Consider the following 12,405-nt stretch of genomic DNA (forward strand, 5'->3'; position numbering starts at 1 on the left):
CGAAGCCGGCCGCCGCACACGTACGGGTCAGCGTTCGGTGTCGTACTCCTCGCGATGGGCGAGCACCTCGTCCATGTGCGTCTCGGCCCACATCTTGATGCCGCGCATCATGTGCTGGAGCGATCGGCCGAGGTCGGTCAGCTCGTACGTGACCGTGACCGGCACTGTCGGCGTCACGGTGCGGGTGACCAGCCCGTCGCGCTCCAGGGAGCGCAGGGTCTGGGTGAGCATCTTCTGGCTGATCCCGGCCAGCCTGCGGGACAGCTCGGAGTAGCGCATCGGCCGTGGCCCGGGGGCGCCGTCGTCTCTGGCCTGGTGCGGGCCGTCGTTGCCGAGCGCGGCCAGGATCAGCGCGACCCATTTGTCGGAGATCCCGAAGCCCCCGACCACATCCACCCCGACCTGGACAGCGGCGACGGCATGCACCTCAACGACAAGGGCGCCCAAGCCATGGCCAACGCCGTAGACCTGGACACCCTCACCCTCTAGAAACCTCGTCCTTGCCGATGTTCCCATCGCGCCGAACACGGTCTTCGAACAGCCGTCACTCTCGTGGCTTCCGCGTGCGCGGCCCGTCCAACCGCGCCCGGGCGGCGGCCACGGCCATCCTGCTCAAAACGGCGATGCTGCTCCCGATGCGCCACACCTTGCGGTAGCAGATGGCCAGGGCAGCGCGGGCCTCGTGTGTGTCGGGGTGGTGGGGACCGAGTATCCGGTCGGCGTCGGCCACGACTCTCTTCAGCAGCGTGATCGCTTCTTCCGTGCGATCCACCCTTGAGTAGGCGGCGGCCACGTTGATGAAGTCCTCGATGGCCTCCTGGATGCCGAACAGCCGCTCCGTGTCGGCCGCGACCCGCTCCAGCAGAGGAATCGCTTCCTGCAGGCGTCCCGCCTCCACAAGGACGAAACCTATGCCTCCGCGCACGGTGACGGTGTGGGAATGGTCCTCGCCCAGAAGCCGCCCAAGGTCGGCTGCGGCCCGCTCCAGCAGCGCGACCTTCTCTTCGACACCGATGGCTTCGGACCGGTCCTCACCCAGGACCCGGCCGACGTCGGCCACGACACGCCGCAGGGTCCTCGCTTCCTCGGCCTGCCCCGTCTTCTCGTAGAACAGTGTCAGGCCGGCGTAGGCCGACAGGCCGTCGGGGTCGTCCGAGTTCACGAGCCGCCTCGCCAGGACCATCGCTTCCTCCGCACGGCCCGCATCCCAGTAGCGGGCGGCCAGCTCGATGCGGGCCATGACGGTGTCGGGATGGTCTTCACCCAGCAGCCGCTCGGTCTCGGTGACGTTGAGCCGCCCCACGTCGATCGCGTGGTCCAGACGCCCCGACGCGCGGTAGGCGTCGGCCAGGGTGTCCCGGATCCTGCGCGTGTCCGGGTGACCGGTACCGAGGTTCCGCTCGGCGTCGGCGACGAGCCGCTCCCCGTCAACGATGACGTCGTCGACATGCCCTGTTGCCAAGCGGAGCGCGGCCAGGACGCCGCGGGCCACGAGGGTGACAGGATCGTCGTCGCCCAGCAGCCGCTCGGCGTCGGCGACCGCCCGTTCCGCCACGACGATCGCTTCCTCGGTGCGGCCCGCCTCGTGGTAGTAACCGGCCAAGCCCACCCGGCTCTCCACCGTGGTGGGATGGCCCTCCCCCAAGACTCGCTCCCGGTCGGTGACGACCCGCTCCCCGATGGCGATCGCCTCCACGGTGTGCCCCGCCAGCGCGTACGAATTGGCCAGGTTGGCGTAAGCCCGCACGGTGGTGGGATGATCGTCGCCCAGCAGCCGTTCGGCGTCGGTGGCGGCCCGTTCCCCACCGGAGATCGCTTCCTCCAGACGCTCCGCCAGCCGGTACGCGGTGGCCAGGGCGCTGCGCGTCTCCAAGGTCTCGGCGTGCTCGTCGCCCAGCAGCCGTCCGGCTTCGGCGGCCAGGCGCTCGAAGTAGCTCACCGCAGCGGTGTACAGGCCCGCGGCGAGCAGACTCTCCCCGGCCCGGCCCAGAACCGGGTGGTCGTCGCGCCGCCACAGCAGAGCACCCGCCACGGCTGCCAGGGCGGCGGCGTTGGCCCGCAGTACGGCCGTGAGGTCGAAGTCCGTGTGGTCACTCTCGGGCCAGATCGCCGCCAGAGCGTCCGCTGCCGCGGGCACGGCCGCGGCGATCAGGTTCGCGGGGGCGCTTTCGCGGGCGGCGCGGGCGGTCAGCGCGTGCATGCGCACCGCGCGGGCGCCGTCCTGGGAGTCGAAGGTGATCAGGCTGTAGTGGTGCAGCAGCCGCAGCACGGACCAGGCCTGTTCGGCGGTGACCGGGTCGGAGGGCATGCCGCGGTGGGCGCTCAGGTAGCTGGTGACCGCCGCATCGGCCCACAGACTCGAGGGGTGACCGACCGGGTCCAGGTGAGCTGTCAGGCAAAGGGTCGGCGCGGCCACGCCCACCGGGTCGCGGCGCTGGACGGCGTCCAGCGCCAGCAGTAGGGCGGGGGCGACCGGTCGGCCATAGCCCTCGGTGTCAGCCTCGGGGGGCAGCAGCGCCTCCAGGCGGGACCGCTGATCGGTGAACAGGCGGAGGTAGGGCTCGCAGGGCACGTCCTCGTTGATCATGTAGGCGCCCGCGTGCGACAGGGCCAGCGGCAGGTGCCCCAGCTCGCGCAGCAGGTCCGGGGCCTGGGCATCCAGCAGATGGGGCGCGTCGGTGAACCGGTCACGCAGGTAGGCGATGGCTTCGTCCGGGGCGTAAGTGCCGACATCGACGACCGCCCGGCCGCCGCCGGACAGCAAAGCGTCCCGGCGCCGGGAAGTGGCCAGCACCCGGCCGTCCTGGGTGGGCGACGACGGCGGCCACCACGGCTCGACGCTCTCCATGTCGGCGACGTCGTCGAGTACGACCAGCCATGAGCGGGAGGTGGCGGCCAGCCAGTTCCGAAAGGCCCGCGCATCACTCTCGGCGTCCTGCCCCCGCGCGCCGTCCGCCCGGACGCGGAGCGCGGCAGCGGCATAGCCGGTGACGACCTGCGCCACGTCGGCGGCGTTCACCCACACCACCACCTCGGTGCCTGCGGCCAGGGCCTGGTGCGCGCGGGCGGCGGCCAGCTGGGACTTGCCCACACCGCCGCCGCCGGACAGCACTACCGAGGTACGTCCGGCCCAGGCCCGGTCGATCCGGTCATGCAGGCCAGGGCGGGACTGGAAGGCGGAGGCCAGAAGCGGCACGTCGCCCACCCTCATCGGCCAGACCACCGGGGGCCGCGGCGCGGCATGGTAGTCGACCCGGTTGATGCTGTAGGCCGCGATCGAGTAGGGCTGGTTCGCGATGATCGCCGTTCGCGCGGTGACGGGTGGAAGGGGGGTGCCGCCGGGCGCGGTCAGCTCTCGGCCGGACCCGGCGAGGGAGGGTTTCCGATGGTCACATCGCCCATCCTCACCGCGGCCACCGCATGGTTCTGGGCTTGAATGTGCACGTCGCGGCCGATGGCGATGCCGTCGTCCGCGGCCGACACACCGCCGCCGGCCTGCTGAGCCATGGCCACCAGCGCACGCAGTTGGACGGCCACCTGTTCACGGCCGTCATCGTCCAACGCCTCCAGCAGATCCCGAAACCGGATCCGCCAGGCGGTCACCGCGTCGTCCCGCACCTGCACGGCCGCGCCGGTATCGGCGCTCTCCAGTTCGGCTGCCGTACGGTCCAGCCTGTCCAGGGCTGCTTCCTGGGCGGCGCCCGGCGCGGGGCCACGCCCGAAGACACGGGCCACCCGTTCCCGGAAGCCCTGCCAGGCGTCCGTCCCGGCCGCCTGAGCCACTGCCAGCCCGGCCGCCGAAGCCAACGCGATCAACGCCTGATCCAACATGCCGCCTCCAGTGCCCCTGAGCGTGAGTGAAAGCGCCCGTTGCGGTGACGGGCAGCTTCATGTGGGCCCGGCCGCATCGACCGGTCCTTCGCACTGCCGCAACGCTCGGCTATCGCTCGTCGCCGTCATCATGGCGCGTGGGAACCAGCGATACAACGCCCGCCGGCTGCTCGTCAGAGCTCCGCAGCTCGATGCGTCGAAGCCGGCAGCCGTACGGTGAAGATCGTGCGGCCGGGCGCGCTCTCGACCGCCACGCTGCCGCCCTGCGCCGCAACCACCGCGTGCACGATGGCCAGCCCCAGCCCGGTGCTGCCCGCCGCCCGGGAACGTGAGCTGTCACCGCGCGCGAACCGCTCGAAAACATGCGGCAGCAGCTCGGCGGGGATGCCAGGACCGTTGTCCACGACGCGCAGCACCGCCTCCCGACCGCTCACGCCGACGCCGACGGTGACGCGGGTCCCCTCCGGCGTGTGCGTACGGGCGTTGCCGAGCAGGTTGGCCAGCACCTGCTGCAGCCGCGCCGAGTCGCCCACCACGACGACCGGCTCCTCGGGCAGGTCCAGCTGCCAGTCGTGACGCGGGCCCGCCGCGTGCGCGTCGCTGACGGCGTCGACCGTCAGCATGGACAGGTCCACCTGGTCGTGCGCGAGCGGGCGTCCCGCGTCCAGGCGGGCCAGCAGCAGCATGTCCTCGACCAGGGCCGTCATGCGTTCCGCCTCGGACTCCACCCTGCGCAGCACGTGCGCCACCTCGGGCGGCACCGGTTGCCCGCCGCGCCGGCTCACCTCCGCGTAGCCGCGGATGGCCGCCAGCGGCGTGCGCAGCTCGTGGCTGGCGTCGGCGACGAACTGGCGTACCTGCGTCTCGCTGGCCTGCCGTACCTGCAGAGCGTTGCCGACGTGGTCGAGCATCCGGTTCAGGGCCGCGCCGACCTGGCCGACCTCGGTGCGGTCGTCGGCGTCACGCTCGGCGACCCGCTGGGGCAGCTCCACCTCGCCGCGGTCGAGCCTCAGCTGGGACACCCGGGTGGCGGTGGCCGCCACCCGGGACAGCGGCCGCAGGGTCCGCCGTACGATCACCACGCCCAGATAACCGACCCCGGCCAGCGCCAACACGGTCACCCCGGCCACCACCAAGGCCACCAGGTACAGCGTCTCCCGCGTCTCGGCCAGCGGCAACCCGGTGACGAACACATCACCGTCGGGCATCCGCCGGGCGACCAGGCGGTAGTCGCCCAGCTCGCCGAGATCGTAGCTGCGGGGCACCGCGTCGGCGGGCACGCTCAGCAGCGTCGCCTCCTGTCCGCCCAGGTCAGGGGGCGTCTGCCCCTGTTCGGGGAGCACACCGGCATAGACGACCTGGCCGTACCGGAGGTGCGCTGCCAGCGTGCCGATCACCTGCCCCGGCGGGAACCTGGGCTCGCGCGGGCTGAGCGGCGGCAAGCGGTCGAGTCCGCGCGGCACCCGGGCCGCCGCCGCCGTCAACTGGTCGTCGACGCGGCTGTACAGCGCTCTGACCAGCGTCGCCTCGGTGGCCACGCCGACGATCAGGAACGCCAGCGCCAGCAGGCCGACCATCGCCGCGACCAGGCGCGCCCGCAGCGACCAGCGCCCCGGATCACGCCAGCGCGGCGGCTCATTCGCTCGGCTTGAGCACATACCCCGCACCACGCAGCGTGTGGATCATCGGCGGCAGGCCCGCGTCGATCTTCTTGCGCAGGTACGAGATGTACAGCTCCACCACGTTGGCCTGCCCGCCGAAGTCGTAGTTCCACACCCGGTCGAGAATCTGCGCCTTGCTGAGCACCCGGCGTGGATTGCGCATCAGATAGCGCAGCAGCTCGAACTCCCTGGCCGTCATGTTGATCAGCTTGCCGCCGCGCCGGACCTCATGGCTGTCCTCGTCCAGGACCAGATCCCCGACCACGATCTGGGAACCGGCCAGCAGCTCCGACCTGGCCGCCCGGCGGATCAGCCCGCGCAGCCGCGCCACCACCTCTTCCAGGCTGAACGGCTTGGTCACATAGTCGTCGCCGCCCGCCGTCAGCCCGGTGATGCGATCTTCGACGGAGTCGCGCGCCGTCAGGAACAGCACCGGCACGTCCGGCGACTCCGCGCGCAGCCGCCGCAGCACCTCCAGGCCGTCGATGTCGGGCAGCATCATGTCGAGCACGACGGCATCGGGGCGGAAGTCGCGGGCGGCGCGCACGGCGCCCAGACCGTCGGCGGCGCTGCTCACCTCCCAGCCTTCGAAGCGCAGCGCCATCGTCAGCAGCTCCGCCAGCGTGGCCTCGTCGTCGACCACCAGCACCCGCACCGGGCTGCCGTCGGGCCGGCGCAACTGCCCGCGAACCTCCGCATTCGCCATGCTCATGGTCCGATCGTGGGGGACGACTCTGTGCGTGTCCTTAGCGCAACCTGTCTACCACCTGTGAGAACACGCCTCACCACGCCGAACCGCGAACATTGCCGCGTTCGCGCCGGTCGCCATGTCCCAGCTCGTGCGGAAGTTCCTCGGCGTCGGCCCGGGCTCGGTGGATGCCGCGACCAGCTCGCCGTGCTGCTCACACCCCCCCGAGGACGTCGCGCCTGCCGTACGAGAGATACCCGGCATCATCCGATCGGATGATGCCCACTCGAGCGCGATGGGCGATGCGCGGCAGGTGCCTCGGCCGTGATCATCGACGTATGTCCATCATCGAAGTCAGCGGACTGCGCAAGTCCTACGGGGGGCGGCCCGTGGTCGACGGAGTCTCCTTCGCCGTCGAGGAAGGTGAGATCTTCGGCGTGGCAGCCGGCGGCGATCGGCACTGGAGGGCGCGTGCCGGGCCGCCACGACCCGGACACCGGCACCATGTTGTTGGAACGACTGGACGCAGCCCGGCCGCTGTCATCAGTGGTTGACGACAATGCCGCCATGCAGATCCTCGCCGAGCTGATGGCGCGCCTGGTCGCGGTGCCCGCCCCACCCGGTCTGCGGCACCTGGCCGACATCGCCGCCGCTATGCTGGACCAGGTTCCACGCGCTGTACTAGCGTTGCGTGACCCGGCCGAGCAACAGCTGGCACACACCTGCGCGTCCGCCGTGGCCGATTGATCGGCGAACCTGGCGACCGCCTGCTGCTGCACTGGGACCTGCACTACGACAACATCCTCGCCGGGCAACGGGAACCATGTCTGGCCATCGACCCCGAACCGCTGGCCGGCGACCCCGGGTTCGACTTGTGGCCGGCGCTGGATCTGCGGGGATGGTGATGGGTGTGGATGTGGTGGGTTCGCGACGGTTGATGTTGCGGCCAACGCGGGGCTGGCGTGACATTGATCCGGTGGAGGGTCTTGCACAAGCGTGGGGCTGGCAGCAGCGTACGGTGACCGTTTCCGCTCCGGACCCGTTCGAAGAGCCTCTGCACGTTTCGTGGTGGGACGAGGACCTGCCGATGGCGTTGCACTACTACGAAGACTTCGACGTCCGGTTTTCCTACCTGATCATCACCGGAGTGGATGCCGGGGAAGTGGGTGATGCGTTCGAGAGGGCCGAGACCTGGTTGGACGCCTGGTCGCTGGAGGAGCTCCTTGCCGAGGCGCGTAGCGATTCCGATCCCGAGGATCGAGCGAAGGCGGTGGAGCGGGCAGGTTTTGCAGCGCCGCTGGAGTTCGATGAGCGTTTCTTCGCTGTGATCGACGACGCCTTGCGACATGACGACCCTCGCGTGCGCGAGGGCGGGATATGGGCGGTCACGATGGCGCTGTACCCGCAGTTCCAGCCGCGACTGGAGACGATCGCCGAAACCGATGAGGTAGAGGTGCTACGAAAGATGGCCGAAGCGCTTGCCCGAGGTCTGGATGACGACAGCTAACCCAACTCGGCCAAGTTCCTGAGAAGGAACTGCTCCAGAATTCGGGCAGGAGCCCGGTTCTTCGAGCCCGGAGGCCGGCTGGCCTTATGTGCTGAGGCTGTTCTCGCGGGAAGTTCCGATCCCGCCCGGCACCGATGTCCCGGGCACCGCCGGCAGGTCGGACGCCCTATGCTGCGCCGGGAGGGGCCTGGTCCAGCAAAATGGGGCCGAGGTCGGCGGCGGTCTGTGCCAGCGCGCGGATGGTGGGACGGTCGACGGTGGACCGCCATATCAGGGCGAAACGGAGGGCGGGCGCATCGCGGATGGGCACGAAGACGATGCCGGGCGGGCTGTTGTAGCGGGCGGCGATTTCACCCAGCGGGTGGACACAGTGTCCGGCGGCGACCAGGGAGAGGATCTCGTGGAAGGTGCGCGCGATGGGCCCGCGCGGGATGCGGCGGCCGAGCGGCGTACGGACGGGGGTCATGGACGAGACCCAGTACTCCGGGGCGCCGGGACCGAGGTCGACGACGTGGTTGTCAGCGAGGTCCTCCAAGGACGCGCTGCCGCGATCGGCCAGCGGATGGTCGGAGGCAACCGCCAGCACACGACCGCTGGTGAGCACGGTGGGGCCGACAGTGAGGTCTGGTTCGGCCACCGGCAGCCACAGCACGTGCGCGTCGGCGTCTCCATTGCGCAGGGCGGCGAACGGATCGCCGCCGGTGACTTCGCTGAATTGGACGTCGCTGCCGGGGTAACGAGCGCGGAACGCGTCGACGAGGGGGCGTAGTACATGGCCGGCATGACCGAACACGCCCAGCCGGAGGGTCTGGCCCGCGCCCAGGCCGGCTGCTTCGGCGCGGGCGAGTCCCTCCTGCAACAGGTCGTAGGCCTGCTGAAGATCTTCGCGGAGGCGTCGGCCGACCGAGGTCAGGGTCACGCGCCGGCTGGTGCGGTCGAACAGCGCCGCACCGATGCGGCGTTCTTGTTTGCTGATGGCCTGGCTGACGCGCGCCTGGGACACGCGTAGCCGTTCGGCGGTCCGACCGAAGTGCAGTTCCTCGGCGAGCGTCAGGAAGATTTCGATGTCCCGTAGCTCCATAAATAACCCCCATGTTATGGATCGCCCCACAATTCTTACATTGTTCCGCCGCTGACCTGCCCCGATGCTGGACACGCCCCCGACAGGTGGCACATCGATAAGGCAGGGGAACGGATGAGCAACATGCAGGCGATCGCCGACCGCGTCGAGATCGAGGCGCTCCGCGGCGAACTCACCGACGCAGTGATGATGCAGGACTATGACCGCGTCGAATCGCTGTTCAGCCCCGACGCCGCCATGCGGTGGCCGCACATCGGCAAGGAATTCGTCGGCCGGGACGAGATCCGCGCCGGGATCGAGTGGGGGCAAGGGCTCTGGGAGTTCTTCGTGCAGAACGTCCACCCCGGCATCATCCGGATCGACGGCGACACCGCGGTCGGCCGGGCCTACATCCAGGAGTTCGGGCGGATGCGCGATGGCAGCTCGCACCTGAACTATGCCCTTTACCACGACCGCTACCAGCGCACCGGCGAGGGCTGGAAATTCACCGAGCGTGTCTACGAGGTCATATACCTCGACCCCACTCCGCTCGCGGGTTCGCCGCTTCTGATAGCCCCTGCGGGCAATCCGCTCCCGGCGGCACCCGCAGCCCTCGCGCGATCCGCCACCGGCTCGGAGCCCCTCGGCTGATTTCGCCCGAAGCTCTAGGAGTGACCCGCATGACGAGCACGACCGTGCTGCGCGACTTGACCGGCACCTACACCCTTGACCTGGCCCGCACCCGAATCAGCTTCGTCGCCCGGCACACCATCGGCCCCTCGGTGCGCGGCCGGTTCGACCAGTTCGAGGGTGGTGCGTACCTGGACGGTGGCGACCCGTCCAGGTCGAGCGTCGAGCTCACGATTCAGGCCGGCAGCATCCAGACCCACAACCGGCAGCGCGACGATTACCTGCGCGGCAAGTACCTGAGCCTGGCCGGCCACCCGACCATCACCTTCACCTCAAGGCAGGTGAAGCAGGCCGGCAAGACCGCCTTCGAGCTCACCGGTGATCTGACCATCCGCGGCGTGACCAACTCGATCACCGTGGACTTCGAACTGACCGGCGCCGAGCACTACCCGTCGAGCAACCTCCGGGTTCATTCTCAAGGGCAGCGCCACGATCAACCGTAAGGACTGGGGCGTGACCTGGACCGCCGCCGCCGGTCTGGTCGGTAAGACGGTGGCGCTGAAGCTCGATGTCGCCGCGATCCGGCAGCCCTGACCTGACCGGCCCGCATCGACACGACGTCTCCTGCCGGGAGGACGGGCCAGACGCTCTCACGCGGGCGATCAGAGCCAGAAGTCTCAAGCGCCCCGGCGGCCCACAGCCTGGACCGTGCCGTGGGCCGATGGCACTAGGGCGGCAAGCTCGCCTGCACGGCCTCACTGACATAACCCTCCACCACCCAATGATGGGAAGACATCATGAGCAAGGTTTGGTTCATCACCGGTTCGTCCCGCGGCTTGGGCCGCAATTTCGTCGAGGCCGCCCTGTCTCGCGGTGACAAGGTGGCCGCGACCGCCCGCGACACCGCACGCCTTGAGGACTTGGTCGCCACCTATGGAGAGGCGGTGCTTCCGCTTCAGCTGGACGTGACCGACAGGGCCGCGGTCTTCGAGAGCGTCAAGCGGGCCAAGGAGCACTTCGGCCGTCTCGACGTCATCGTGAACAACGCGGGCTACGGCCTGTCCGGCGCTGTCGAGGAGCTGACCGAGCAGCAACTGCGCGACCAGTTGGACACCAACCTGTTCGGCGCGGTGTGGGTCGTCCAAGCCGTCCTGCCCCACCTGCGCGAACAGGGCGACGGGCACATCATTCAGATTTCGTCGGTCGGCGGCCTCACCGTGTTCCCGCTCGGCGGCGGATACGTCGCCTCCAAGTGGGCGCTGGAGGGCCTGAGTGAAACGCTCGCTCAGGAAGTCACCGCCTTCGGCATCAAGGTGACCCTGGTCGAACCCGGCTCCTACGCCACCGAAGGGGCCGCCGGCGGCGTCCACGCCGACGCCAACCCACTCTACGACGGTCTCCGCGAGGGCTTCGCCGCGTTCGCCAAGACGCTTGACGTCGGTGACCCGGCTGCCGCCGCCCGCGCACTTCTCAAGGTCGCCGACGCGGACAACCCGCCGCTGCGGGTGTTCTTCGGCACCCAGGGCAACCAGATCGTCCCCCTGGTCTACGCCGACCGGCTCAAGACCTGGACCGACTGGCACGATCTGGCCGCTGAGGCACACGGACACACTGCCGCTGGCCCGGCTGCCTGACCCGGCGACCGACCACACCACGGGGCCCCTTCGGCAGGAACGGCTCTCACCCCGAAGCGTTCGTACACCTCAGCAGGGTGAGGGCCGAGGTTGGGGCGCCACACCGCCGCATTCATCGACCGACCGAGTGGCAGGTCCGGTTGCGCCTCCGTGCGGGCAATTGACCTCAACTGTGGTTGAGATTGCACGATGGCGGCCGAGGCATCGCCTCACATCCGACCTTGAGGAGTGTGTCCGTGAGCACGGATTCCGGTTTCTATTCGATCATCGACTACACCGTTGACGGCTTTGACACGCAGCGTGAGCTGGTGGAGGCGTTCGCGGAGATCCAGGAGCGGTGGGTGTGCTTCTATGCCGGCTACCGCTCGGCCCGTTTCCACGTGAGCACCGACGGCACCCGCGTGTTCAACATCGTGCACTGGGCGAGCGAAGCGGACTACCGCCACTTCGTGGAGACCTCCGACACCGATGGCCGGATGGCCGCCATCGGCAAGGCGCTGGAGGGCCTGTCCGGTAAGGCCGAACCACGCATGACCGGGGCGCCCACCTACACCGTCGTCCGCGAGGTCGGCCCCGGAACGCAGCGCCTCGATGCCTGATCGCCCGACCCCTTCCGGCGGGCGGTTGTGCCCGCCGGCGCACGTCGCCGGGTAGGCCGAACTCGCCCTGTCAACCACAACTACTGTGCGGGACATTCATGAAGCTTGAGATATACGCCGATGTGTTGTGCCCCTGGTGCTACATCGGCAAGAGACGCCTGACGGCCGCCTTGGCCCAGCAGTCCGGCCGCGACAGCATCGAGATCGTCTGGCGCGCCTACGAGCTCGCGCCGGACGAAGGCCGGACCCCCGGGCCGACCGCCGCGGAGGCCATGGCCGGCTGGTGGGGCGAGCAGGCGCCCGCCCGCATCGCCCGGATCCGATCGCTGGGCGCGGCCGAAGGCTTGGAGCTGAACCTGCATCTGGCCCGCCCGGTGAACACCTTCGACGTGCACCGGCTGGTCAAGCTGGCCGCCGATCGCGGCCGGGCCGACCAGATGATGGAGTTGCTGCTGTACGCGTACCACACCGAGGGGGACAACGTGGCCGATGCGCAGGTCTTGCAGCGCCTGGGCGGCGAGGCCGGGCTGGACGCCGGAGAGGTGCTCGCTGTCCTGGACGGCGACGACTACGCCGACGAGGTACGCGCCGACCGGCGCCGCGCGGCCGAGCACGGCGTCACCGGCGTGCCCAGCCTCGTGATCGACGGCCGCCCGCCGGTCTCCGGAGTCCAGCCCGTCGCCGATCTGCAAGTGCTCCTGCGCACCGAACCGACCGGCTCACCCGGCGTTGTGATCAAACCTGACCGGCCAGTCTGACAGACGATCCGTCACGCCTCTTCCACCATCTCCACCT

The 12,405-nt window shown here is 69.7% G+C and carries 13 protein-coding genes and 1 pseudogene; 8 read left to right on the top strand and 6 right to left on the bottom strand.

What is annotated here, in order from left to right; all coding sequences use genetic code 11:
- Positions 1–27: 27 nt before the first annotated feature.
- The 5 genes from IEY87_RS34150 to IEY87_RS34170 form a co-directional block, all read right to left on the bottom strand.
- On the bottom strand, positions 28–426 hold the full coding sequence (locus IEY87_RS34150) for a winged helix-turn-helix transcriptional regulator (RefSeq protein ID WP_225277886.1): 399 nt from the start codon (positions 424–426) through the stop codon (positions 28–30).
- Positions 427–544: 118 nt separating this feature from the next.
- A complete protein-coding gene (locus IEY87_RS34155; RefSeq protein ID WP_189142988.1) occupies positions 545–3,196 on the bottom strand; it encodes a tetratricopeptide repeat protein in 2,652 nt (883 codons plus the stop codon).
- A 152-nt stretch (positions 3,197–3,348) separates the two neighbouring features.
- Entirely contained in the window at positions 3,349–3,831 is a 483-nt protein-coding gene (locus IEY87_RS34160; protein WP_225277887.1) for a hypothetical protein, read from the bottom strand.
- Positions 3,832–4,004: 173 nt separating this feature from the next.
- Positions 4,005–5,489 (bottom strand): sensor histidine kinase, encoded by a 1,485-nt coding sequence (locus IEY87_RS34165; RefSeq protein WP_225277888.1) that lies wholly within the window; start codon positions 5,487–5,489, stop codon positions 4,005–4,007.
- Complete coding sequence (locus IEY87_RS34170) at positions 5,467–6,204, bottom strand: response regulator transcription factor (RefSeq protein WP_308113000.1); 738 nt, start codon at positions 6,202–6,204, stop codon at positions 5,467–5,469. The genes IEY87_RS34165 and IEY87_RS34170 overlap by 23 nt, the downstream gene beginning before the upstream one ends.
- A 459-nt stretch (positions 6,205–6,663) precedes the next feature.
- Here IEY87_RS34170 and IEY87_RS34175 point away from each other — a divergent pair.
- A pseudogene (locus tag IEY87_RS34175) lies at positions 6,664–7,076 on the top strand (aminoglycoside phosphotransferase family protein); the annotation flags it as partial.
- A gap of 14 nt (positions 7,077–7,090) precedes the next feature.
- Positions 7,091–7,687 carry a HEAT repeat domain-containing protein gene (locus IEY87_RS34180; RefSeq protein WP_189142989.1) on the top strand — a complete coding sequence of 199 codons (597 nt, stop codon included), beginning with the start codon at positions 7,091–7,093 and terminating at the stop codon, positions 7,685–7,687.
- Positions 7,688–7,853: 166 nt separating this feature from the next.
- Here the strand turns inward: IEY87_RS34180 and IEY87_RS34185 are convergent, their stop codons facing one another.
- On the bottom strand, positions 7,854–8,768 hold the full coding sequence (locus IEY87_RS34185; RefSeq protein ID WP_189142990.1) for a LysR family transcriptional regulator: 915 nt from the start codon (positions 8,766–8,768) through the stop codon (positions 7,854–7,856).
- Between the two features lie 123 nt (positions 8,769–8,891).
- Here IEY87_RS34185 and IEY87_RS34190 point away from each other — a divergent pair, with 123 nt between their 5' ends.
- From IEY87_RS34190 to IEY87_RS34210, 6 genes are all read left to right on the top strand, one after another.
- A complete protein-coding gene (locus IEY87_RS34190) occupies positions 8,892–9,398 on the top strand; it encodes a nuclear transport factor 2 family protein (RefSeq protein WP_225277889.1) in 507 nt (168 codons plus the stop codon).
- A 29-nt stretch (positions 9,399–9,427) separates the two neighbouring features.
- On the top strand, positions 9,428–9,880 hold the full coding sequence (locus IEY87_RS34195; protein ID WP_229699423.1) for a YceI family protein: 453 nt from the start codon (positions 9,428–9,430) through the stop codon (positions 9,878–9,880).
- Positions 9,881–9,890: 10 nt separating this feature from the next.
- Complete coding sequence (locus tag IEY87_RS46835) at positions 9,891–9,971, top strand: hypothetical protein (protein WP_268241370.1); 81 nt, start codon at positions 9,891–9,893, stop codon at positions 9,969–9,971.
- Positions 9,972–10,174: 203 nt separating this feature from the next.
- On the top strand, positions 10,175–11,011 hold the full coding sequence (locus IEY87_RS34200) for an SDR family NAD(P)-dependent oxidoreductase (protein ID WP_189142992.1): 837 nt from the start codon (positions 10,175–10,177) through the stop codon (positions 11,009–11,011).
- 236 nt (positions 11,012–11,247) lie between these two features.
- Positions 11,248–11,610: an antibiotic biosynthesis monooxygenase gene (locus IEY87_RS34205; RefSeq protein ID WP_189142993.1), complete on the top strand. Its 363-nt coding sequence runs from the start codon at positions 11,248–11,250 to the stop codon at positions 11,608–11,610.
- A gap of 98 nt (positions 11,611–11,708) precedes the next feature.
- Positions 11,709–12,368, top strand: coding sequence for a DsbA family oxidoreductase (locus tag IEY87_RS34210; protein ID WP_189142994.1), 660 nt, complete (start codon positions 11,709–11,711; stop codon positions 12,366–12,368).
- The last annotated feature ends 37 nt before the right edge of the window (positions 12,369–12,405 follow it).

This window comes from Nonomuraea glycinis (assembly GCF_014646515.1).
In the GTDB taxonomy this organism is placed as follows: Bacteria; Actinomycetota; Actinomycetes; order Streptosporangiales; family Streptosporangiaceae; genus Nonomuraea; species Nonomuraea glycinis.